We start from the raw sequence: 22856 nt of genomic DNA on the forward strand, positions 1-22856 counted from the left end.
TAAAAAGTACAACCCTTATTTTTTTATTTTTTTGTATTAAAAAATAAATCAAATTATTGCATCAATATTAGCCAGGTAGCATATATTAATAGCATAATAACTAAATTATAATTCTTTATCATCCGACAGAGAGCAGAGGTTAGAATGAGATTAATTGTTATGTTGTTAAGCTTTGTGGTCTCCGCGCATGTCTGGGCAGGTGAACTAGCCAAACCTACCGGAAAAGTCATTCTAACCATGTCCGGGAATATAGAAAATACCAACGAAAGTGGGAAAGCCGTTCTGGATATCGCCAGCCTTGAGAAACTGGGTACGGTGAGTTTTCAGACGACCTCTCCCTGGTATAATGGCCGCACGACTTTTACGGGTATCTCACTACAAAAGCTGATGGATTATGTCGGCGCAAAAGGGACTGTCGTTAAGATCACCGCGCTCAACGACTACACCACCGTCATTCCGCTAAGCGACTTCAAAAAATACAATGTCATCCTTGCTTTAAAAGTCAACGGAGAATATATGCGTATCCGTGATAAAGGCCCGCTGTTCGTCGTGTATCCCTATGACAGCCTCCCTGAGTTGAATACTCAGATCTACTACTCAAGATCGGCATGGCAAATCAGCAAAATGGATATTGAGTAGGAGTTCAGAAGCGTATTATGAACAGGATACTGGCTGGCATCATTTTTTCCCTTTTTATATCTACGGGATATATCTCTTTTCTTGTGCACGAAAGACAGCAAGAGTTACAGAAACTGACTCACTACACCGATTCCTGGTCTGCTGCACAGCTGGTATCTGAATAGTATCTTCCGTGCAGAACATCGCAGCGGCTAAACCGGGTACAGTGACTGCCGTTGCTAACATTGATGCAAGTAAAATCTCAACTTCGACCAACAGCACAATCAATGTATCAGTTACCAGCATGCAAGCTTCCCAACCAGTAACCGCTACTGTTAACGGTGTATCCATAACAACAACCGCAGGGGAACTGGCGAAGGTTCAGCCTCTGAGCCAGGTTTCTGTTCCAATGTCCAGTGTGTTTGTCGGTGTAGTGCGCAATGGCAATAACCATGACCGTAACTCTTCTCATGGTGAACACGGCACTGGTAACGGCGCAAACAACGCTGCTAACTCCAACTCAGCGCATGGATTAGGTGGCGGCAACCATATTGGCGGCGGGTCTGCCCAGTCTGGTTCACGCAATGTAGGTCACTGGTAAGTTTGCTTTCATCGTTGCCCGTAAGATTGACTAAACCATCTGCGGCAATGAAAAAATGTTCAGGTTCTCCTTCATACGAATCAGGACCTGAACATTTTTCTCGGCGAATGAAAAGCATGTTGAAAAGTGCCTCCCTGAACTACCGAGTATGTCGTATGGATATGACTAATGAAGATGAATTATTTATCCGGTAATGGAATAAAAATTCAGGCAGCATGAATACTATCAGCAACATAGGAAAGGGCGTTACCCGTCACAATTTTTTCATCTAAGGTGAACCTCGTCACCATATCAACGTTTAGTCTCAGTCCTATTTAATGACTTAGTTAAGTGATTAATGATAGGCTTTAGACACACAACACGATGAGGTCCCCATAATGACCCACTTCTTTTTCGAACATTCACAGCTTGATCCTGGCGTTAAAGACGTAAACGATCTTAACCACGTACTCCGTAAACCCGACGAAAATAATGCTTTTGTCATTTCTTCTCAGGTAGCTACATTTGTCACAAATGCGATGATTTTTGATGGACCGAAGCTCGCCTTTGCGGATTGCTGCTTTGCCCTGAATGGTGCAGCAGAGTTTGTGGAGTTCGATGCTGACGGAAATGCTATCCGCTATAGTGAACCGGTACCAGACTGGTATCAAACCCCTGCTGAATTCGTTTCAGGTGAGTGGCTCAAAACGCATGGTTTAGATGACACGACAGCCGCTGAATTCATTAAAGAAATCAAAGAAGGTTTCCCAGACCTTGAGCAACGCCGACAACACGTGGGGTTGATGTTTGATCTTCAGCTTGAAACGTTAAACCCCGTTTATGCCGATAGAAATCCAGTAACAAAACCAGGCAATACAAACCGTATTTCTACCGCGCCGAAAGTCTCAGACATTGGTTCTTTTGAAATTTTTGCGCAAATGGTCGCAAGATTACGTGAGGTGGTCACCGATTCGACAAGACTGCCAACTATGCTGGATCTTTGCGGGACTGATGATATTACTCGGACAGATGTCAGGTTAAAGGCCAGTGTGCGTACATGGTTCAAGGGAATTACTGGAGAACTTCCGCCCAACAATACAAGACAGGCTGCTATTGATAAATTAATCGAGGCCGGTAGTCCTGAAAAAGCGGCTCAGAAAGTGCAGCTCTTCTGTGCGCCGATACGTGACCGGCTTCAGGAGATTGACTCATTTGGTCTTGAAACCTGGTACAAAGCGCTCTCTGAGGCTATTACTGAAGCCGGGGATCGAAATGTCTCAGATTTCAGTTTCAAACTCTAAAAACCCTCGAGTATCAAACCAACTCAAAGACCATAATTTATAGTTTTACTCTTGATGGTACGCATACAGTTAATGCCCACTATTGCTGTTAAATCCTTCATTTTGATCTGACAGTTTTACGGGCTTTAATATTGATTTATTTATGTCTTGCTCATGTCAATCTTCAATGATGCCGCTAAAGATTTCGTGGCAAAAGCGCGCATCGCTAAGTTTACGATTTATGCAGATTTGAGGACAGTTCATTACGCCTATCACCTGCTCACAACAGACTTAGCAAAACATAGCTCAGTGCTCACTTTATTCGCCTGAATTACCGGACCTCAGCCAACCTGCCTATCACCTTTTACGGAGCCAGGCAGGTTGTCGTCAAACAATATATTACTAACCAATCAGTAGCGCACGCACACCGACTTGGTTTCGCACCAGTCATTCAGCCAGTCTGGGCCAAAATCACGCCCGGTGCCGGATTGCTTCATGCCGCCAAACGGCAGGTTCGCATCAATCAGCGTATGGCTATTGACCCACACGGTGCCCGCCTGCAGGCGATCGGTGTAGTTCAGCGCCTGGGTCAGATCGCGGGTCCAGACGCTGGCGGTCAGGCCAAAATCGCTGTTGTTGGCCAGGCGCAGCGCCTCTTCACCATCCGCCACGCGCACCAGATTAACCACCGGGCCAAACACCTCTTCGCGGGTCAGACGCAGATTGGCGTCCGGGTTAATCACCAGCGTTGGAGGAATGTAATATCCCTGCGCATCCGGGCCAACGTTACCACTAATCAGTTCCGCTTTTTGCAGGCGTGCCTCGTCAAGATAGGCCGCGACCTTGGCACAGTGAGCTTTGGATACCACCGGGTTGATCTGGGTGGTTTCCAGCATTCCCGGACCGACCGACATCGATTTCACCGCCTGCTCAAAGCCGCTGACCAGGGTGTCAAAGATCGGCGCTTCAATATAGATTCGCGAGCTGGCGGCGCACACCTGCCCCTGGTTGAGGAAGCTGCCGGTCATCAGACCTTCGATAACCCACTGCGGGTCCGCGTCTTTCAGCACGATAGCCGGGTTTTTACCGCCCAGCTCCAGCGTGACGCGGGTCAGACGATCGGCGGCCGTGCGGGCAATCTGTTTGCCGGTGGCAGTAGAGCCGGTAAAGCTGACTTTAGCAACCTGCGGATGAGAGGTTAACGCCGCACCGCACTCGGCGCCGCTGCCGGTGACGACGTTAAAGATCCCGTCCGGGATCCCCGCTTCGGTTGCCAGTTCGGCTACGCGTAGCAGGGTCAACGGCGTCGTTTCAGATGGTTTAATTACAATAGAACACCCCGCCGCCAGCGCCGGCATGACTTTCCACATGCCGATCATCAGCGGGAAGTTCCACGGCACAATCCCGGCGACCACGCCCACAGGCTCTTTTTTAGTCCACGCCTGATAGCGCGCGCCCTGCGGGAACGGAATCGACACATCCAGCGTGCGGCCGCTGATTTTAGTGGTCAGCCCGGCGGTGTAGCGCATCCAGTTCAGGGTGCAGCCCACTTCAAAGGCGCGGGAGATATTGATTGATTTACCCTGCTCCAGCGTCTCCAGCTGTGCCAGCTCTTCGCCGTGTTGCTCAACTAAATCAGCAAAACGCAGCAGCACGCGTTCACGATCGGCCGGTGTACGCCCGGCCCAGCTGCGGGAAACAAAAGCGCGCCAGGCCGACATCACGGCCCGGTCAACATCCTGCGCGCTGGCATCCGCCGTGCTGGCAATCGCCTGCCCGGTGGCCGGGTTCCAGACGGTGAGACGTTTTTCGCTTGCGGCGGCCTGCTGCGCGCCATCAATGTAGAGCCCATGCTGGCGGTCCAGAAATTGCTGCACGCTGGCAAGCAGCGTGACCTGTTGTGCGGACATATCGTCTCCTTATTCTTCGCGGGTAGTCATTTCAGTCTACGGCGGGTCGTGAGATGGCGCTTTTGTCTCTGTGACATTCGCTGTTGCCGCTGTGACAGACACCGCAATTCGGCAGATTGCGCTGTCAGAAATGTGTGGCAGGTAATAGTTCTTTCATATATTCCCGTCGTCGCCCTTGTTTACGGCAACATTAATGCAACAATAAGCACACATTTTCATTGCAGAGATGGCTTATGGCAGCGGTAGACAGCGGCGAGATGTACCACAACTGGCTGGCGAAGATTAATCAGGTCTGCGGGCATTTTGCCGCTCGTCCGCTGGAGGGTGATTTCCACGGCGAAATCGATACCAGCTACGCCGGTAGCCTCAAGCTCAGCACCGTCACCTCGCGTAACGTCAATCTCTATCGCACGCGCCAGGAAATTCGCGGCGGCAATGACGCCTGGTTCTACACCGTTTTCCAACTCTCCGGCGAAGCCAGCATTGAGCAAGAAGACCGTCAGGTCAGTCTGCAAGCCGGCGATATGACGCTGATTGATGCCGCCCGCCCCTGTTCCATTGTCTGGCAGCAAACCTCACGCCAGGTGTCATTATTATTACCTCGCCAGACCCTGGAAAATCAGCTGCGCGGCAGCGGAATCAGTGTCGCCACCCGGCTGGATAAATCCCTGCCGATGGTGCAGCTCAGCCAGCGTCTGCTGCATGAAAGCATGAGCAGCCCGATGCTCTCGGCCAGCGAAAGCGAAGCCGCGCTGGATGCGATTGTCTGCCTGCTGCGCCCAATGCTGCACCGTCAGGAAGTTCAGCCATCACGGCGTGAGAAGCAGTTCTCGCGAATTATGGCGCTGATTGATGATGCTATTCAGGAAGAGCACCTGCGCCCGGAGTGGCTGGCGGATGAAACGGGGATGTCGGTGAGAAGCCTGTACAGACTGTTTGCCGATAAAGGTCTGGTGGTGGCGCAGTACATCAAAAATCGTCGTCTGGATCTCTGTGCCCAGGCGCTGCAAAGCGCACACGATGATGAAAAACTGGCGGGAATCGGTTATCGCTGGGGATTCAGCGACCACAGCCACTTCTCAACCGCCTTTAAGCAGCGGTTCGGCATATCGCCGGGCGAGTATCGTAAGCGCGGTCGCTAAAATATCAGTTATCTTTGATAAGCTGCGCGACGTCGCTGCTGTTAATTTCGCGCGTATTACCGTCCTGATCGACGTAACGGGTCATCCCGGTCTCTTTATCCAGCTGCGATTTGCCTTCGGTGACAATCGTCTGCCCACTTTTAGTGGTCATCACGTAGTTGCTTGAACAGCCCGCCAGCGCCAGCAGCATCGCGCCCGCACCAATCACGTATAAAGACTTTTTCATACTATCTCCGTTTATCACCCACACTATATGCATGGTTTAACTGAATGTATTGTATGTCTAATCGCGAGAAATGAGATAGGTATGGGATGTAACAGAAGATAAATTCAGAGGTTCAGGGAGACGCAAGCGTCTCCCTGATAACGCAGATTACAGCGCGATACGAATCACGTCGTCAGGCGCGGTGGCCTCTTTTTGACGGGTAGACTCTTGCTTCACGCTGACATACAGCGTTTTACCATCCGCGGACAGCGCCAGGCTGTTCGGGAAGGTTGGGGTCTGGATGGTTTTCGTCACTTTATAGCTCTTCGCGTCGATAACCGTCACGGTGCCCGCTTTACGCTGAGTCACGTAGACTTCATTGCGCGCAGGGTTAAACAGCACCGCCAGCCCTTCTTTGGTATCAATCTTCGCCAGCACTTTGCCGTCTTTCAGGTTAACGGCCAGCACTTCCGGCTGTTTAGAATCGGTAATGAACGCACGCTGACCATCTTTATCCAGGCTGATGTTCATGTAGAAGTGCTCTTTACCGTCGTCCTGCAGTTTCTGGCGCGTTACGATTTTATTGGTCGCGGTATCGATGGTGATGAGTTCACCGTCGGCGTTGGTCACGTACAGGCGCTGTTTGTCAGAGTCCACCGCCAGGCCGGTACCGAAGCTGCCGGTGCCTTCGATGGTGGTTTTCAGCGTAATCTTGTCGCCATCAACCACCCACACTACGCTGCCTTCTTTACCAATACCGGTGATGTAAACGGTGTTGGTCTTCTCATCAACCGCCAGCTGGCGCGGTTGCAGCGGCTTCACGGTCTCGCTGCGCTGACGGGTTTCCAGCACCAGACGCCCTTTCACATCGCTGGTTTTCGCGTCAATTGCGGTCACCGAACCGTTGGTAGTGTTGCCAAACCACAGGGTTTGGGTCTTGCCATTGATGGTCGCGCCGAACGGTTTGAGATCGTTGTGAATCGCCTGGGTCACTTCCAGCGTCACAGGATCGAGGCGATAGACTACGCCGCCCTTATCGGTTTTACGGCTCTGCGAAGTGGCTAGCCACAGCGCATTCTCCTGCTGGCTGTAGGCCATTTCATATGCCCCTTTACCGACCGCTTTGCGCAGCATTTCGTCTGCGGCATGCGCGCTAAAGCTCCCCGCCAGCAGTAAGGCACTCAGCAACAAAGAACGGCGCAGGCGCGGCGCGGACAATTGACGTAATGACATGACGACTCCCTTTGATGAACTATTTTTTTACGCTTCACATCGCTTCAGGCTTCGCGGCGTCGTTGCACCGCGTTTTATAGATGCGAATAGTAATCATTAATTTATGTAAAGTAGAGCTTTTCTTTGTTGTGACAACCAAATAGTTGCTATTCCATTACCTGCATTTAACGATTTATGCTGCTAAAGTTTTCAATATATTTACAAAAGTATTACCCTATCCGGATTGTTCCATTTGGTACATTTTGCGAGTTTTTCATGAAAATCATTACTGTTCGCGCAGTGACGCTGCCTGCGCTGCTGCTGCCGCTTATTTTTTCGCCACTGTCCTGGGCCAATGACGAACAAACATTAATTGTCACCGCCACGCCGCAGACGGTGTCCGAACTGGATACCCCTGCCGCGGTGAGCGTGGTCGATGGCGATGAGATGCGTCACGCGGCCCCGCGCGTCAATCTTTCCGAATCACTGGGCGCAGTACCGGGTTTACAGATCCAGAACCGACAAAACTATGCTCAGGATCTGCAGCTGTCGATCCGCGGATTTGGCGCGCGCTCCACCTTCGGCGTGCGCGGTATTCGAATGTATGTTGACGGTATTCCGGCCACTATGCCGGACGGCCAGGGGCAGACGTCGAACATCGATATTGGCAGCGTGGAGAGTATCGATGTGCTGCGCGGCCCCTTCTCTGCCCTGTACGGCAACTCTTCTGGCGGCGTGGTCAACGTTAAGACCGAAAGCGGCAAGCAACCCACCACCGTGGAAGCCAGCAGCTACTACGGCAGCTATGGCACCTGGCACTACGGCATGAAGGCCAGCGGCGCGGTGGGTGATGGTACGCAGGCGGGGGATGTTGACTATACGGTGTCGACCAATCGTTTCATCACCAGCGGTTATCGTGACCACAGTGCGGCGCGTAAAAATCTCGCCAATGCCAAGCTTGGCGTACGCATCAACGATGCCAGTAAGCTGACGCTACTGTTTAACAGCGTGGATATTAAAGCCATCGATCCGGGTGGCCTGAGCTATGACGAAATGCATCAGGACCCGCACCAATCCCCGCGTGGCGATCAGTACAATACGCGTAAGGACGTCAAACAGACCCAGGCGGGACTGCGCTATGAACGCCAGCTGAGCGAGCAGGACTCGCTTAGCGTGATGATGTATGCGGGCGAGCGCCAAACGACGCAGTACCAGTCAATCCCGCGCGCCCCGCAGCTTAAGCAGACCCATGCCGGCGGCGTTATTGATCTTGATAGACACTATCAGGGTATCGATACCCGCTGGACCCACAGCGGCGAGCTGCTGGTGCCGGTGACCTTCACGACCGGGCTGGATTACGAAACTATGAGCGAGAAACGCCATGGCTACGAAAACTTCGTCATGAACGGCAGCACGCCGGTGTACGGCGAAAAAGGCAATCTGCGCCGTAATGAACGCAATCTGATGTGGAACCTCGACCCTTACCTGCAAAGCCAATGGCAGTTGACCGACAGGCTCAGCCTCGATGCGGGCGTGCGCTACAGTTCGGTGTGGTTTGACTCCAACGATCATTACGTCACTGCGGATAACGGCGATGATAGCGGTGATGCCAGCTACCACAAATGGCTGCCTGCCGGATCGTTAAAATATGCCCTGACGGACGCCTGGAATGTGTATCTCTCCGCCGGACGCGGCTTTGAGACGCCAACAATCAACGAACTCTCCTACCGTTCCGGCGATCAGAGCGGGCTAAACTTCGCGCTGCAACCCTCGACCAACGATACCGTGGAAATAGGCAGTAAAACCCGCATTGGCAACGGCCTGTTGACCGCCGCGCTATTCCAGACCGACACCGATAACGAGATCGTCACCGACAGCAGCAGCGGCGGGCGTACCAGCTATAAAAATGCAGGGAAAACGCGCCGTCAGGGAATGGAACTGTCGCTTGACCAGCAGTTCGCCGAAAACTGGCGCGCAAAAGCGGCCTGGACCTGGCTTGACGCCACCTATCGCACCGACGTCTGCGGCGATGGCAGCTGCAACGGCAACCGTATCCCGGGCATTGCCCGCAATATGGGCTTTGCCTCGCTGGGTTATGAGCCGGAAAGCGGCTGGTACGCCGGGGCCGATGTGCGCTATATGAGCGACATTATGGCCAACGACGAAAACACCGCCCGTGCGCCATCATGGACGGTTGTCGGCCTGAATACCGGCTATAAGTTTGATATTGGCAACTGGAGCATGGATCTGTTTGGACGGGTCGATAACCTGTTCGACCGCTCGTACGTAGGCTCGGTTATCGTCAATGAATCCAATGGCCGCTACTACGAACCGGCACCGGGCCGTAACTACGGTGTGGGTTTGAATGTTGCCTGGCGTTTTGAGTAACATCGCTGACGTTTCCGGGGAAACCCGGAAACGTATTTCCTATAACCGAATTAATGCCGATATTGCTGCTGTAAAAAAGTCGCTGACTCATCAATAATCTGGCATATCGCTGTATGACTGGCGGAAGGTTCCTTTTTTTCCAGTGCAGACAGTAATGGTTGGTATACATTTATATGCTGAAACGGTTCTATAGAATTAGAATATAAATAATGAAAGCTAGGACCGGCACGAACCCATAATTGTTCAATCATGGTCATTAATGTTGGCATTTCTGCATAAGCATAAATTTTAAAGCGAAATTGATAATTGGCTTGCAGCATTTTCGTGATATCACCGGCATTTTTAGCCTCGTGAAATAATGATGAGAGCGCGTTCAATTCCCCTATTTTTTCTGATGTTATTTTCGCCGATGCCGTGGCGGTCGCCATGCCTTCAAGGTTTTTGCGGATCTGACTGATTTCGCGATAGCCTGAATGGTTTAATACCGGCACCATAAACGCCTGCGCGGGAGCAGCCTGAAGCGCACCAGAAGAGACCAGCCGGAGTAACGCTTCGCGAACGGGTGTAATACTGATTCCCTGATTAGCCGCTATTTCTCGCGTCACCAATCGCTCACCGGGTTTTAAGGCACCGATGATAAGCGCACTCTTGATATTATTCTCGACTTGTTGCGTCAAACTGATGCGTTGTGCTTTTGCAAAATCCAGCATTTTTATTTTAACTCCATAAATTATAGGCCCAGAGCCCTATAACAATTAATAGCTGGCATTCTCTTTTTTCGCTCAGGAAATACGATATATATTTTAAAATTGTTCCCTTAGTGAAATTCACCGGTCAATATTGTTAGCGAAACGATTGAGTGAGGCAGAGATACTGACCACCTCACTGAAAAAATGGGCTAAAGCGGGATGTTTAAACGCACAACCAGATAAACGCAGGGCTCAGTGCTGTCGTTGATAAATCGGCAGTCGGTCGGCGGCCCGAGTTCCAGACAATCCCCCGCCTGCATGCGATGCGCGGTTTGCCCTTCCATAAACAGCAATTCTCCGCCCTGCACCCAGATAAGCTGACGTGCCAGCGCGTATGCCGACGCGGGCATAGGGATATCGCTCCCGACAGGCAGCTCAATTTGCACCAAATCGATAGGCAGCTCGCCGCGCGGCGACACGTGGCGGCGCAGATAATGGCTCTGTGGATCGTGCCAGACCGGCTGGTCGGCGAAGCGAAGTAGCTTGCCTTCCTGAATCTCCGCCCTGGCAATCAGCGTCGACATACTGATACCAAACGCGCCGGACAGCTTAGCCAGCAGTGCCGCCGTTGGGCTGCTTTCGCCGCGTTCGATTTTGTGGATCATCGCCCGCGACACGCTGGCACGCTCTGCCAGATCGCTCAGCGACCAGCCCCGTGACTCGCGTTCAATGCGAATTCTTGCACCGATCCGCTGATTTAGGTTGTCTTCAATAGTATTCATGGCGTAATAATATAGTGAACAACATTCAGGGTGCAACTATGTCTATTCGTTTTGCGACAAAAGAAGACTGTGCCGCCATTGCGGCAATTTATAACCATGCGGTAGTCAATACCGCCGCTATCTGGAACGACAAAACCGTTGATACCGACAACCGCATTGCCTGGTTTGAGGCGCGTCAGTTCGGCCACTTTCCAGTACTGGTGAGCGAAGAAAATGGCGTTGTCACCGGCTATGCCTCCTACGGCGACTGGCGTAGCTTTGACGGTTTTCGTCATACGGTGGAACACTCGGTTTATGTCCATCCGCAACATCAGGGCAAAGGGCTCGGCAACACCCTGCTCGGCGCACTGATTGAAGAAGCTAAGCGTCGCGGCAAGCACGTGATGGTGGCCGGTATCGAATCGCAAAACTACGCCTCTTTGCATCTGCATGAAAAACACGGTTTTGTCACTACCGGGCAGATGCCGCAGGTTGGCACCAAGTTCGGTCGCTGGTTGGATCTCACCTTCATGCAGCTACAGCTGGATAACCGGCTCGACCCGGATGGCCTGGCATGAATCAATCCCTCACGCTGACGTTCCTGATAGCCGCCGGCATTGGCCTGGTTATCCAGAACACGCTGATGGTGCGCATTACCCAGTCCGCTTCGACGATTCTGGTGGCGATGCTGCTGAACTCGCTGGTGGGTATTGTTTTATTTGTCACTATCCTGCTGATTAAGCATGGTCTTTCAGGCGTGAACGAGCTGGTGTCTACCATTAAGTGGTGGACGCTGATACCCGGTCTGCTGGGGTCATTTTTTGTCTTTGCCAGCATCAGCGGCTATCAGTACGTAGGGGCAGCAACGACGATTGCGGTATTGGTGGCCAGTCAGTTAATTGGCGGGCTGGTGATGGATATCGTTAAAAGCCATGGCATTCCCTGGAGGGCGCTGGTGGGGCCGGTGTGCGGCGCGGTAATGCTGATTATCGGTGCATGGCTGGTGGCAAGACGCCAGTTTTGAGTCACAGCGATTTAAAAAAAAGCCGGTTATCACGCTCAAATGGTGGCACAGCCCCCTCATCCCTCGGGACGAGGGGGCTGATAATCAGTAAAAACTAGAGGATCGTGCCGCCCTGGCTGAGCAGTTCGCGACGCGCTTCTTCCAGCTCCTGCTGGTTTTTACCGTGATGAGCAATAGCCACGCGCAGGCGTTGCTGCTGGGTAAAACGATCTTCACGGCTGAGCGCCGCGTCATCGCTCAACACCACCAGCAGCTCATTCATGTGCGTAATCACGCTCTCTTCAATCGCGGCATCAACGCGTGCGATAACCTCATCCAGATGTGACATACTCGCTCCTTAATTAATTTTCACTTTCGAGAAATCACTGCCCATCAGGCTCACGCTGTAGCCCGTGATGTTGCTGCGCGTGGCATAGAAGGTTTTGCCATTCGCCAACGCAATCCACGGCGCCTGCTGATAGTAGATTTCCTGTGCCTGGCCGTACAACGCGGCGCGTTTCGCCGGATCGCTGACGACCAGCGCTTTTTTCACCAGCCCATCATACTCTTTATTACACCAGCGCGCGGCGTTGGAGCCGGATTTTATGCTGTCGCAGCCGAGCAGCGTATTGGCAAAATTATCCGGATCGCCGTTGTCTGACATCCAGCCGTACAACGCGCTGTCATGTTCGCCTTTGCGGATGCCGGAGAGGTATTCGCCCCACTCATAGCTGACAATTTTGGCCTTCACGCCCACTTTAGCCCAGTCATTCTGGATCATCTCGGCGATACGGCGCGAGTTAGGGTTGTACGGACGCTGAACCGGCATCGACCACAATGTCACATCCACCCCCTTCTCAAGCCCGGCCTGTTTCAACAAGGCTTTCGCTTTTTCCGGGTTGTAGCCGTAGTCCTGGAGATCCTTTTTGTAGCCCATCATATTCGGTGGAATTGGTGATTTGGCCACCGTCCCCGATCCCATAAACACCGCGTTGACGATGGCTTGTTTATCGGTCGCGTAGTTCAGCGCCTGGCGGACCAGCACGTTATCAAACGGCTTTTTGCTGGTGTTGAACGCCAGATAGCCGACGTTCAGCGCTTCAACCGCGTGCAGCGTCAGGTCGTGATTTTTTTTAATCACATCAAACTGTACCGGCGAAGGCGCAGGGATAATCTGGCATTCGTTGGTTTGCAGCTTCGCCAGACGCGTCTCGACGTTTGGCGTAATGGAGAAGATCAGGTGTTTGGTCGGCACCGCGCCATCCCAATAATTTGGGTTAGCCAGGTAGCGAATCTGAGAGTCGACTTTGTACTGTTGCAACACGTATGGCCCGGTACCAATTGGCCAGTTATCGACGTTCTCCGGAGTGCCTTTTTTCAGCATCGCATCGGCATATTCCGCCGACAGAATCGATGCGAAGTCCATACCCCAATCGGCGAGGAACGCGGCGTTGGGTTCGTTCAACACGAACTGTACGTGATAGTCATCAACCTTCTTCACCTCTTTAATAAGCTTATCGAGGCCAACGTCGCTGAAGTACTCATAGTTACCCTGCGATACGTTGTGATAAGGATTATCTTTATCCTTTTGACGCAGCACGGAGAAAATCACGTCGTCAGCGTTAAAGTCACGGGTCGGTTTGAAGAACTTGTTACTGTTGAACTTCACCCCCTGACGCAACGTAAAGGTATAGATCAGGCCGTCTGGAGATATCGTCCAGTCGGTTGCCAGCGATGGAACCGGGGTGTTTTTGACCGGGTCGAAGTTAATCAAACGGTTATATAACACCTGCGAACTGGCCACAAAACTCGGGCCTGAGCTGGCGATTTGCGGGTTAAAGGACTCCGGTGAAGCTTCGGAGCAGTAGATGAGCGTGTCGTTGTTGGCCGCCAAGGCGCTTGCCGGTAACAGTGCGCTGAGCGCCAGCGCGAGTAGCGTTTTCCCTGTAGTCATTTGTTATAAGCCTTTCAGTTTTATTATAACTCGCAGATATTCACTAGGTAGATAAATCAAGAGTGTCTCTACCGTTTCATGAACTCGGCGCGTGGACAGGCTAATAACAGCATAAACTGCGCTAATCAGCAAATAGTTAACTGAAACAAACCACATAATTAACATTATTTTCAGCAAGTTAAGATTATGGATGATTCTTTTTCCTGCTAATGTTCCTCTAGCAGGAAGCCCCTCATTCTGAGCGCAGATAAACCCTCAGGTACCGCAAGTGGTACCAACACATACAGCAAATCTATACATTAGCAGCCAAATCCATTGAATCTTAAAGTTTTTTTCGTATAATCCATCAGATTATCCTCATACTGAATTAAGAATCTAATTTTATTTACAGGTATGTATGTCAAAGATTGGTTTTAGAAAAGATATTAATGGACTGAGATGTTATGCCGTCCTGCTTGTGGTGTTATTCCACTATGGGGTACCAGGATTTAGTTCTGGATTTATTGGTGTTGACATATTTTTTGTCGTGTCAGGTTTTTTGATGTCAGCGATAATAATCCCCGGTGTTTTAAATAGAGACTTTAAGTTATTCGACTTCTATATATCACGCATTGTCAGGATTGTCCCCTCAATCATCTTCTTATTAGTTATTTTCTATGCCATTAGTTTTACATTCGCACCACCGGAAAGTTTTAAAGACTATTCAAAATACGCTATAAAATCATTACTTTTCGTTTCCAACATCGCGTACTTAAACCTCCAGAATGGATATTTCACTGGCGACAGCGATAGCAATTTCTTGCTCCATACTTGGTCATTATCGGTCGAGTGGCAATTTTATTTAGTGTACCCACTAATGATAATGTTGACCGCGAGTGCAATCAGAAAGCTAAAATCACTACTGACGTTAGTTTTATTCATCCTCGCGGCATCACTGCTGACATCGATTCATTACTCAACGATTGACTCATCGTTTAATTTTTATACTTTGTTCACTCGAGCATGGGAGATGGCGATTGGTGGAGTGGTGTTCATTCTATCGCAGAATAAAAGTACAAACGCGATACTCTATCGCATTGGCATTGTATTGTTAGCCATTTCAGCATATGTCAGTTATAACATTCAACTATGGCCAGGTTATTTAGCCCTGCTGCCAGTACTTTCCACGGCACTGATTTTATACTCAACAAATCAACACAGTATCATCTTTAATAATAAAGCATCGCAACTGATAGGCTCGGCATCGTACTCCATCTATCTATGGCACTGGCCAATTTTTGTCACTTTAAGTTATTACGAACTACTCACCGATACGCTATCACGCTTATTTTATTCACTTTTCTCTGTCCTTGTTGGCATCATCGTTTATGCTCTTTTTGAGAAAAAAGCGTCCAAAAAACTAAAATCATTAAAGAAAAAACAAATTCTAGCCCTTGTTTTGATACCCATGATTATTTCTATCGTCGTATTTGACTACACCCGCAGTCATTCTGGTTTTTTATGGCGAGGCAATGCGAACTATCAAAAAGCGTCGACTGAAATTGTATTACCCAATCCTGATAACGGCTGGTGTTTTTATGCCATAGCCAGTAATCGTAAATTGAATTTAGGACAAGATGGGCTAACCTGCCACATTGGTTCATTAAACAGCAAGAAAAAAGCCATTCTCTTTGGCGACTCGTTTGCAGGTCATTACATTCCATTCTGGGATACGGTAGGTAAAAAATTAAACTTAGATATCAATGCGATCACCACCAACTGGTGTGGCCCCTCAACTGGAACTGAATTTTTAGGGCCGAAAACCTCAATCGCCTATAAGCAATGCTTATTCAATCGTGAATACCTTGCCAAAAACATAGAAAACTACGATTACTTAATTTTCTCTGGAGCATGGTCTTATATCGTTGGCAATACCGAAGCGAAGCAAGCATTTGAGTCATTATTAAAAACGGCACAAAAAACAGGCAAAAAAATAATTATCATGGATGAGCCTTACCAATTTGACGTAAACATTGGCGAAATGTACAAAAAATCGGTATGGGATGGACATCAATTTGATATATCAAAATACATAACCAATTCGAAGAACGAACGTCAGGCAGAGGTCAGTACGGTGTTGAGGAATCTATCAGCAGACAATAAGAATACTGTTTTTCTGCCTCGCGAAGACTTGTTTGACGCGTCCCAGGTGAATACGCAGGGTGTCCCATACTCCCTCGATGGCGAACATATTAGCGTCGTTGGTTCACTTTCTGCGGCAGAGCACTTCATCAAAACTCAACGCTATACTGAACTCAATCATTTTACTCAGTAGCGGTTATTGCTCCCTCCCTGGTCATCCCAGGGAGGGTCTGCCCCCATATCGCAATGATTGTTTTTTGTCCGCCGCGTCGGCCAAAACACACCTCTTAAGCATCCCACAAAGCCCCATAAAAAATTTTCCTTAGTGCCAGAAATTCAATGCCGCGAGAATTACCCTATTTACCCCTCTCTTTCGCCGTTTGTTGCATTTTGCTTTGCGTAAAGTAATGGCGTGAAGAAGTCTATGGGACAGGAACGTGGCAAAAACTCTTTTACGCAGTGGAAGTCTTGATGATTTCCAGGCCGTGGGCGGCGGCGGGCAAACCGTATTTCATTCTGCATTGCAGGTACGGGAAACGCTGCGGTTACGCAAACAATACGCGTTAGTGGATTGTCTGGCGGTACCGCAACTTAATGATGAAGGCGACCGGGTCGACTGGTATTCGCCCATTGCTGGCGAAGTTGTTGGCTGGAAAGCGGCAGATGAAACGCTGCGCACCCGCGCACTGCATTATTTAGAAGGCTTGCAGGAGAGCGCCAGAACGCTCAGCAAAAAGTGCCTGCAATCGGAAAAAACCGCGCAACAGCTGTTTGGTGCGCTGCTGGAAAAATCCCTGCAGTTTCCCGGCGAAAATCATCTGTTTCTGGTCGATGGCAAACCGGTCATTAGTTTCTGGGGCTTTGTGAACCTCAATGAAGGCGCGCGTGAGGATGCCCTCGACTGTCTGCGTTATGTTGAGCCAGAGCTGCCCGAAGAGCCGGTTATTATCGAGCTACCGGAAGTAGAAGAGCCCGAGGTTCCTGCGGTGACGTTTAGCGAAGCCGATGTGCCACTGCTCGGCGCAAATGAGCCGTTAATCAATGCCTATACGCAGCCGCTAGACGATGCGATTGAAGAAGAAAAGGCACCTGCCGAAACGGTGATTGCCCAACCTCTCGCGGTGAAAACACGTCGCCCGCGTTGGGTATGGGGCGCTCCGCTGGCTGCAGCGGTAGCCGCCGTGGCCATCGCCGTACCGCTGATGATCCCAACCACTCAGGCAGAATCCGAGCCGGTCACAGAAACCGTCGCGACACCGGCGCCCATCGTGCTGAAAGCCCCGGAGATGCCGGTCCTGGTCAGTGCCTTACCGCTGCATCAGGCCAGTATCAAGCCGGAGCCCATCGCCCAGCCGGAAGAAAAACCGCTGGTGATTGCCGCCATTCCCAAAGATGCCATGGTCATGGATGCTGACCAGATGCGCGTCGGTACCACCCGATTCCTCAACGGCAGCTGGCGCGTACAGATGGACATTAGCGATGCTCACAGCGGGAAAGCGCCAAGCCTGCGTTATCAGATCCAGAACAATAAAGGCACAGCCCGCGTCGTTCGCGACGGCAATATCGTCTGCAAAGCGGCGATTTTCTCCGGGCTGCATCAAAATGGCGAGCTGATGATCAAGAGCCGTGGCAATGCCCAGTGCAGCGATGGCGCACGCTATCCGTTGCCAGAAATCAGCTGTAAACCAGGCAACAGCAACGTTGCCGTCTGTACCGCACGGTTTGACGCCAAAACGGTGGTGCCGTTGACCTTTAAAAAGACGGGAGCCTAAACCATGCTGGTGACTCTTTGCGATTACAAACAGAGCGTGACGCTGATTGCCAACAGCGGCGTGCAGTTCCTTGACTTCGGCCTCAGCCCGCAGGAGTCGCTGCAGAACGGCCGCTTCGTGCGTAAAACCGCCAACGGCCCGCTGCTGCGTCTGGATTATGACGTGGTGAATCAGCGCCACACGCTGCCCGGTGAACCCGGAAGGCCGCCGGAAGTGGTGAAACCCGAGTCCACTCTCACGCTGCATCACTCGCTCGCCCTGCTCGACGGCGTGTGGTTGCCGCTGCCATTTTTACGCTTTAACCCACCGCGTACCTTCGTCGAAGGCCCGGATAACTGGGCGCGCGTGCAGATCCGCAAGTTGGCCGAGCCGGATACCGCCGGCAATACCCACCGCGTCACGCTGGCTTTTGACAGCCAGATCGGCGACGACACCGTTACCGCGCTGTCCCCGGTTGCCAACGATCTGCTTAACGGCACCCGCTTTGCGCTGGCCTGGCGCGACAACGAGCTGGCCGATTTCCTTGACCAGACATGGATTGACGGCTGGCTGCGCGAAGTATTCCAGCAGACGGTGGCGGTACATGAAACCCGCAGCGAACGCGACGTCACTCAGGCGCTGCGCAGCTTTGAATATCAGGGCCACTGGCTGAATATCCTGGCGTTACTGGGCGAGCAATTGACGGTGCCGGAGATAAAAATCGTCACCGCCACCCTCAGCACGCCGGCGATTCCGGTGGATCTGATTCTGGACGTCGGCAACACCCATACCTGCGGCGTGATTATCGAGGATCACGGCGATGCCAACGATGGTCTGCGCCAAACCGCGGAGCTACAGGTCCGTTCGCTGAGCGAGCCGCAATATCTTAATGAACCGCTGTTTACCAGCCGCGTCGAGTTCTCTGAATCACGCTTTGGCAAACAGCATTTCTCCGTTGAGAGCGGCCGCGAGGATGCCTTTATCTGGCCATCGCTGGTGCGCGTTGGCGATGAAGCCCGCAAGCTGGCGATGCAACGTTTAGGCACCGAAGGCTATAGCGGTATCTCCAGCCCGCGCCGCTATCTGTGGGATGAAACGCCGACCGTGCAAGACTGGCGCTTTAGCCAGATGAACGGCAAAACGCAGCGCGAACCGCTGGCCACAGCCTTCCCGTTGATGAATCTGATGAACGATGAAGGCCAGCCGCTGTTCACCCTGCCGCCGGATGAACGCATGCCGGTCTTCTCGCCGCAGTACAGCCGCAGCACCCTGATGACCCATATGCTGTGCGAGATCCTGTCGCAGGCGCTGGGGCAGATTAACAGCGTCGCCACCCGCCTGCGTCTAGGCTTCCCGGCCTCGCCGCGCCAGCTGCGCACGCTGATCCTGACGCTGCCCTCAGCAATGCCAAAACAGGAGCGCGAGATCTTCCGCCGCCGTATGTTCGAGGCGATTGCGCTGGTGTGGAAAGCCATGGGCTGGCACCCGCAGGACGACGACTTTGCCAACGTCCGCGTGCAGGAAAAAAGCGTCGTACCAATTCCGAAAATTCATATGGAGTGGGACGAAGCCAGCTGCGGCCAGCTGGTGTGGCTGTATAACGAAGCCATCTCCCACTTCTCAGGGCAAACCGAAGCGCTGTTTGCTTCGATGGCGCGCCCGGACCGCCAGCCGGAACCGGGTGTGGCCCCAGGCCGTGCGCTGCGCATCGCCTCGCTGGATTTAGGCGGTGGTACCACCGACATGGCAATTGCCCAGTATCAGCTGGACGATGGCATTGGTGGCAACGTCAAAATCACCCCGCAGCTGCTGTTCCGTGAAGGGTTTAAAATCGCCGGTGACGACGTGCTGCTGGATATTATTCAACGCTGCGTGCTGCCCGCGCTGCAAACCCAGCTGCAAAAATCCGGTGTTGCCGATGCGCAGGCCTTGATGGCGACGCTGTTTGGCGACTCCGGGCGACTGGATACGCAAGCGGTGTTACGCCAGCAAACCACGCTGCAGCTGTTTATGCCGATTGGGCATGCGATTCTCGCCGCCTGGGAACAAAGCGACGTGCAAGATCCGCTGGCCGGGCTGCACGCCACCTTTGGCGAACTGCTATCGCAACCCCCGACCCGGAACGTGATGAATTATGTCGGTCAAGCCATTGAACATGCGCTGCCAGCGGGCAGTGCGGCGTTTGATCTGCTGGCTGTACCGCTGGAGGTGAATTTTAGCAGCCTGCAACAAGCGATGCTGGCGGGTGAATTTACGCTTGCCGGACCGCTGCATGCGCTGTGCGAGGCTATCTCCCACTACGCCTGCGACGTGCTGCTGGTGACCGGGCGCCCGGGCTGCCTGCCCGGCGTTCAGGCCTTGATTCGCTATCTACAGCCGGTGCCGGTCAACCGCATGGTGTGGCTGGATAAATACCACGTTCACGAGTGGTATCCGTTCAGCCAGCAAGGGCGCATCGGCAACCCGAAATCGACCGCCGCTGTGGGTGCGATGCTGTGCAGTCTGGCGTTGGACCTGCGCCTGCCGCATTTTAATTTTAAGGCTGCCGATATTGGTGCTTACTCCACCGTGCGCTATCTGGGGGTGCTGGATAAAACCGTCAACACCCTGCGCGACGAGAATATCTGGTATCACGATCTCGACCTCGATAAACCGGGCGCGAAGCTGGACGCTCGCCTGCACTTCCCGCTACGCGGCAACGTGACGCTCGGTTTCCGCCAGCTCGCCAATACCCGCTGGCCCGCAACGCCGCTGTATACGCTGAGCATTAACTCGCCGGAGCTGGCAAAAGCCATTGCCGGTGACGGTGTGCTCCAGGTGCGTCTGAAGCTACAGGGCGGCAGCAAACACGAAGCACCGCAGGCGTTTGTCCTCAGCGACGCCTGGCTGCAGGACGGTACGCCGGTATCGCCGGATGCCCTAACCCTGAAACTGAATACCCTGGCCGACCGCCGTCACAGCGGCAGCCACTATTGGATTGATAGCGGGAGTGTATTCCTGAAATGACCTCTTTACAGACCGTGATGAACTGGGTCGACGTCACCCGACAGACTCACCCGGCGCTGGATGAAGATGCCGACGCGCTGCTGACACGATTGCTCGGTCTCGATGCCCAGCAGCAAACTCACCAGCAGGCAAGCCTGCGCCGCGCCAGCATTGCGCTGTTCGGCCACTCGCAGGCGTCGAAAGCCCATTTACTGCGCACGCTGTGCGGTAGCGGCGATGGCCGTTTAGCGGTACAGGCTGGCAGCAAAACCCTCGACTATTTCAGCCATATCAACCCCGGCCACAGCCTGACGCAGATGGCCGTGCGGTTTAGCCGCGATCCCTCGACGCCTGACGACGCTTTCCCGCTGCGCCTGGTGTTGATGAGCGAAGCCGAACTGGTACAGCTGTTCATCACCCACGCCTGGCAGCGCGGCGACGTACGCGCGCCGGACAGCAGCGTTATCGCAAAGCGCTTGCGCGGCTGGCAAAGTCTGCGCCAGCCACAGCCGGTGCCGGGTGTGACGTCGGCGGAAATCGCCGCCATTGCGCGTTTCTGGCGCGATACGCTACCAACGTCATACCAGCAAATCGACGATGGTCTGTGGTACCAGTTTGCCCGCCTGCTGCCGTCGCTGGATTTGACCGCCCGCGCCCGCGCCTGGTCGCTGCTGTGGGGCGAACAGCAGGAGCTGACCCAGCAATGGCTGAAGCTGGCGCATACCCTGCACCAATTGGGTAACCGTCGGGAAGTGATGGCACCGCTGAGCTTACTGGTAGATGCCTTTACCCTACCGATGGATGCCTTTTTAACCCCGGGTGGCGAAAGCGATGACGCGGTATTGGTGCATCCGCTCACCGCCGATGGTTATCAAAACGCGGTCAGCATCCCGGCGACCACGCTGGCGCTGTTGACCGTTGAGCTGGTGCTAAGCACCGAGAACGGTGTGCTGGATAACGTGGATATCATCGATATTCCCGTTCCTGCCGCAACGCCGGATTCGCCACTGTGGGCGTGTAAATGCCGCTGGCTGCTCGACCACTATCGCCAACATCGCCAACCGGATATTCTGCTGGTGTGTAACGCCACCGCTCAGCGTGCTATGATCCCGGCTACCGCCAAAGCGCTGCTGCGTTGGGTTAACGAAACGCAGCCCGCGCAGGAAAATAAGCTGCCGGGTCTGGTGTGGGCAATCACCCCGGAAGATGACCGGTTTGTACACCAGCGTCACTTCGATGAAGCCATTCAGCAACTGGTCGGCAAGCCGGGCCAGCATTGGGGGACATTACAGGCCCTGGATCACAGCAGTTTGCAACGGCTGATCGAGTGGTTGTCGCAGGCGACATTGCCGGAACTGCGCCAACGGCGCTTTGCCGCCATCGCCAGCGGCTATCGGCAGCAGCTACATGCGCTGTGCCAGCCATTGCTGGCCTCGACGCAAAACCACGCTGCACAAGCGCAATCGGCTATCCGCGAGCTGCAAACCCATGCTTCTCGCCACGGCGAACTGCTTGAAAGCCTGCTGCCTGATCTGGCCGCATTCGATGCCCTGTGCCAGGTACAGCAACAGCGCGAAGAAAAAGTCAGCGGCCTGTTTAACGACGCGGTCGATCTTTTTGCCGCTCCAGAAACAACGCCCCATAGCGTACTGTCGCACCAGGATCATGGCTCGCAAGCCTATGCCTTGTGGTGTAAACATTTACGCCAGTGGAGCCGTCAGCCGCATCCCGTGCTGACACCAGCCACCCAGCAGCAGCTCACGCTCACGCTGATCGCCGCCAGCCAGCAGATGTCGCTCGCCCAGCGGCTGCGTCAGGTCAGCGCCGAGCAGCAGGCCGGTGCCGCCCAGCTGCGCGCCACAATTGGTGATTTTATTAACTGGCTCGGCTACGCAGAGCTGCCGACGGACCAGCGCCCGGCCAGCCGTGTTGCCAAAAACAGCGCGATTTTCGCGCAAAACGTAGCCACCAGCAGCACGCGGTTGACCCAGCTTGGCGAACAGCCGGTACATGCCGCCACCCGCTATGTTTATGATTGGCTGGTCGCGCTGTATGCCCGCAGCACCGAGGCGGGTGAACAGAGTAATCTGCTGCAATTAGATAACGATGCACAGCGCCAGCTCCAGCTAATTCTCCAGTAACCCTCGGCGGCACAAGGATGTGAACCGCTTTCAGGAACTAAAAAAAAACGTGCGAAATCCGCATCATGGATGTTCACCTTGCGACCGCCTCTTTACACTCGATCCACTACCCGAGT

Annotated in this window: 19 protein-coding genes; 11 read left to right on the forward strand and 8 right to left on the reverse strand. The window is 53.0% G+C overall.

From position 1 onward, the window contains the following. Window positions 1-144: 144 nt before the first annotated feature. A complete protein-coding gene (locus LZ634_RS10105; protein WP_234504591.1) occupies window positions 145-639 on the forward strand; it encodes a molybdopterin-dependent oxidoreductase in 495 nt (164 codons plus the stop codon). A gap of 60 nt (window positions 640-699) precedes the next feature. Here the strand turns inward: LZ634_RS10105 and LZ634_RS10110 are convergent, their stop codons facing one another. Further along, window positions 700-969 carry a hypothetical protein gene (locus LZ634_RS10110; RefSeq protein WP_234504658.1) on the reverse strand — a complete coding sequence of 90 codons (270 nt, stop codon included), beginning with the start codon at window positions 967-969 and terminating at the stop codon, window positions 700-702. Window positions 970-1027: 58 nt separating this feature from the next. Between LZ634_RS10110 and LZ634_RS10115 the strand changes: the two genes are divergently transcribed. Continuing rightward, on the forward strand, window positions 1028-1219 hold the full coding sequence (locus tag LZ634_RS10115; protein ID WP_234504595.1) for a hypothetical protein: 192 nt from the start codon (window positions 1028-1030) through the stop codon (window positions 1217-1219). Window positions 1220-1596: 377 nt separating this feature from the next. Beyond that, window positions 1597-2499 (forward strand): hypothetical protein, encoded by a 903-nt coding sequence (locus LZ634_RS10120; RefSeq protein ID WP_234504597.1) that lies wholly within the window; start codon window positions 1597-1599, stop codon window positions 2497-2499. A gap of 389 nt (window positions 2500-2888) precedes the next feature. Here the strand turns inward: LZ634_RS10120 and LZ634_RS10125 are convergent, their stop codons facing one another. Then, window positions 2889-4388, reverse strand: coding sequence for an aldehyde dehydrogenase family protein (locus tag LZ634_RS10125; protein WP_234504600.1), 1500 nt, complete (start codon window positions 4386-4388; stop codon window positions 2889-2891). 233 nt (window positions 4389-4621) lie between these two features. Here LZ634_RS10125 and feaR point away from each other — a divergent pair, with 233 nt between their 5' ends. Next, window positions 4622-5530 carry a transcriptional regulator FeaR gene (gene feaR / locus LZ634_RS10130; protein ID WP_234504604.1) on the forward strand — a complete coding sequence of 303 codons (909 nt, stop codon included), beginning with the start codon at window positions 4622-4624 and terminating at the stop codon, window positions 5528-5530. Between the two features lie 4 nt (window positions 5531-5534). Here the strand turns inward: feaR and LZ634_RS10135 are convergent, their stop codons facing one another. After that, window positions 5535-5756 (reverse strand): YgdI/YgdR family lipoprotein, encoded by a 222-nt coding sequence (locus LZ634_RS10135; protein ID WP_234504606.1) that lies wholly within the window; start codon window positions 5754-5756, stop codon window positions 5535-5537. Window positions 5757-5903: 147 nt separating this feature from the next. Continuing rightward, entirely contained in the window at window positions 5904-6968 is a 1065-nt protein-coding gene (locus LZ634_RS10140; RefSeq protein ID WP_234504611.1) for a YncE family protein, read from the reverse strand. Between the two features lie 255 nt (window positions 6969-7223). Between LZ634_RS10140 and pqqU the strand changes: the two genes are divergently transcribed. After that, window positions 7224-9335, forward strand: a complete 2112-nt coding sequence (gene pqqU, locus LZ634_RS10145) for a TonB-dependent receptor PqqU (protein ID WP_234504614.1) — start codon at window positions 7224-7226, stop codon at window positions 9333-9335. Between the two features lie 50 nt (window positions 9336-9385). On the opposite strand, the gene LZ634_RS10150 is transcribed toward pqqU, so the two are convergent. Then, window positions 9386-10045, reverse strand: a complete 660-nt coding sequence (locus LZ634_RS10150) for a GntR family transcriptional regulator (RefSeq protein WP_234504616.1) — start codon at window positions 10043-10045, stop codon at window positions 9386-9388. A gap of 188 nt (window positions 10046-10233) precedes the next feature. After that, on the reverse strand, window positions 10234-10806 hold the full coding sequence (locus LZ634_RS10155) for a helix-turn-helix domain-containing protein (protein ID WP_234504621.1): 573 nt from the start codon (window positions 10804-10806) through the stop codon (window positions 10234-10236). A 38-nt stretch (window positions 10807-10844) separates the two neighbouring features. Between LZ634_RS10155 and LZ634_RS10160 the strand changes: the two genes are divergently transcribed. Both LZ634_RS10160 and LZ634_RS10165 read left to right on the forward strand, forming a co-directional pair. Continuing rightward, window positions 10845-11363 carry a GNAT family N-acetyltransferase gene (locus tag LZ634_RS10160; RefSeq protein ID WP_234504624.1) on the forward strand — a complete coding sequence of 173 codons (519 nt, stop codon included), beginning with the start codon at window positions 10845-10847 and terminating at the stop codon, window positions 11361-11363. Then, window positions 11360-11809 carry a DMT family transporter gene (locus tag LZ634_RS10165; RefSeq protein WP_052283366.1) on the forward strand — a complete coding sequence of 150 codons (450 nt, stop codon included), beginning with the start codon at window positions 11360-11362 and terminating at the stop codon, window positions 11807-11809. Before LZ634_RS10160 ends, LZ634_RS10165 begins: the two co-directional genes overlap by 4 nt. 94 nt (window positions 11810-11903) lie before the next feature. Here the strand turns inward: LZ634_RS10165 and LZ634_RS10170 are convergent, their stop codons facing one another. Both LZ634_RS10170 and LZ634_RS10175 read right to left on the reverse strand, forming a co-directional pair. Beyond that, window positions 11904-12137 (reverse strand): DUF2526 family protein, encoded by a 234-nt coding sequence (locus LZ634_RS10170; protein WP_234504627.1) that lies wholly within the window; start codon window positions 12135-12137, stop codon window positions 11904-11906. Between the two features lie 9 nt (window positions 12138-12146). After that, window positions 12147-13742, reverse strand: a complete 1596-nt coding sequence (locus LZ634_RS10175) for an ABC transporter substrate-binding protein (RefSeq protein ID WP_234504630.1) — start codon at window positions 13740-13742, stop codon at window positions 12147-12149. A 397-nt stretch (window positions 13743-14139) separates the two neighbouring features. On the opposite strand from LZ634_RS10175, the gene LZ634_RS10180 reads away from it, so the two are divergent. From LZ634_RS10180 to LZ634_RS10195, 4 genes are all read left to right on the forward strand, one after another. Beyond that, window positions 14140-16056, forward strand: a complete 1917-nt coding sequence (locus tag LZ634_RS10180) for an acyltransferase family protein (protein WP_234504633.1) — start codon at window positions 14140-14142, stop codon at window positions 16054-16056. A gap of 244 nt (window positions 16057-16300) precedes the next feature. Beyond that, a complete protein-coding gene (locus tag LZ634_RS10185; protein ID WP_234504635.1) occupies window positions 16301-17635 on the forward strand; it encodes an SrfA family protein in 1335 nt (444 codons plus the stop codon). Window positions 17636-17638: 3 nt separating this feature from the next. Beyond that, window positions 17639-20620: a virulence factor SrfB gene (locus LZ634_RS10190; RefSeq protein WP_234504637.1), complete on the forward strand. Its 2982-nt coding sequence runs from the start codon at window positions 17639-17641 to the stop codon at window positions 20618-20620. Continuing rightward, window positions 20617-22740, forward strand: a complete 2124-nt coding sequence (locus LZ634_RS10195) for a virulence factor SrfC family protein (protein WP_234504639.1) — start codon at window positions 20617-20619, stop codon at window positions 22738-22740. Before LZ634_RS10190 ends, LZ634_RS10195 begins: the two co-directional genes overlap by 4 nt. Window positions 22741-22856 lie beyond the last annotated feature (116 nt).

The organism is Kluyvera intermedia (assembly GCF_021440345.1).
Taxonomy (GTDB): domain Bacteria; phylum Pseudomonadota; class Gammaproteobacteria; order Enterobacterales; family Enterobacteriaceae; genus Kluyvera; species Kluyvera intermedia_A.

Bases quoted from the DNA above. Each gene is read 5' to 3' on its own strand.
- LZ634_RS10105 (WP_234504591.1), top strand. From the start codon at position 145: ATGAGATTAATTGTTATGTTGTTAAGCTTTGTGGTCTCCGCGCATGTC.
- LZ634_RS10110 (WP_234504658.1), bottom strand. From the start codon at position 969: ATGGATACACCGTTAACAGTAGCGGTTACTGGTTGGGAAGCTTGCATG.
- LZ634_RS10115 (WP_234504595.1), top strand. From the start codon at position 1,028: ATGTCCAGTGTGTTTGTCGGTGTAGTGCGCAATGGCAATAACCATGAC.
- LZ634_RS10120 (WP_234504597.1), top strand. From the start codon at position 1,597: ATGACCCACTTCTTTTTCGAACATTCACAGCTTGATCCTGGCGTTAAA.
- LZ634_RS10125 (WP_234504600.1), bottom strand. From the start codon at position 4,388: ATGTCCGCACAACAGGTCACGCTGCTTGCCAGCGTGCAGCAATTTCTG.
- feaR (WP_234504604.1), top strand. From the start codon at position 4,622: ATGGCAGCGGTAGACAGCGGCGAGATGTACCACAACTGGCTGGCGAAG.
- LZ634_RS10135 (WP_234504606.1), bottom strand. From the start codon at position 5,756: ATGAAAAAGTCTTTATACGTGATTGGTGCGGGCGCGATGCTGCTGGCG.
- LZ634_RS10140 (WP_234504611.1), bottom strand. From the start codon at position 6,968: ATGTCATTACGTCAATTGTCCGCGCCGCGCCTGCGCCGTTCTTTGTTG.
- pqqU (WP_234504614.1), top strand. From the start codon at position 7,224: ATGAAAATCATTACTGTTCGCGCAGTGACGCTGCCTGCGCTGCTGCTG.
- LZ634_RS10150 (WP_234504616.1), bottom strand. From the start codon at position 10,045: ATGCTGGATTTTGCAAAAGCACAACGCATCAGTTTGACGCAACAAGTC.
- LZ634_RS10155 (WP_234504621.1), bottom strand. From the start codon at position 10,806: ATGAATACTATTGAAGACAACCTAAATCAGCGGATCGGTGCAAGAATT.
- LZ634_RS10160 (WP_234504624.1), top strand. From the start codon at position 10,845: ATGTCTATTCGTTTTGCGACAAAAGAAGACTGTGCCGCCATTGCGGCA.
- LZ634_RS10165 (WP_052283366.1), top strand. From the start codon at position 11,360: ATGAATCAATCCCTCACGCTGACGTTCCTGATAGCCGCCGGCATTGGC.
- LZ634_RS10170 (WP_234504627.1), bottom strand. From the start codon at position 12,137: ATGTCACATCTGGATGAGGTTATCGCACGCGTTGATGCCGCGATTGAA.
- LZ634_RS10175 (WP_234504630.1), bottom strand. From the start codon at position 13,742: ATGACTACAGGGAAAACGCTACTCGCGCTGGCGCTCAGCGCACTGTTA.
- LZ634_RS10180 (WP_234504633.1), top strand. From the start codon at position 14,140: ATGTCAAAGATTGGTTTTAGAAAAGATATTAATGGACTGAGATGTTAT.
- LZ634_RS10190 (WP_234504637.1), top strand. From the start codon at position 17,639: ATGCTGGTGACTCTTTGCGATTACAAACAGAGCGTGACGCTGATTGCC.
- LZ634_RS10195 (WP_234504639.1), top strand. From the start codon at position 20,617: ATGACCTCTTTACAGACCGTGATGAACTGGGTCGACGTCACCCGACAG.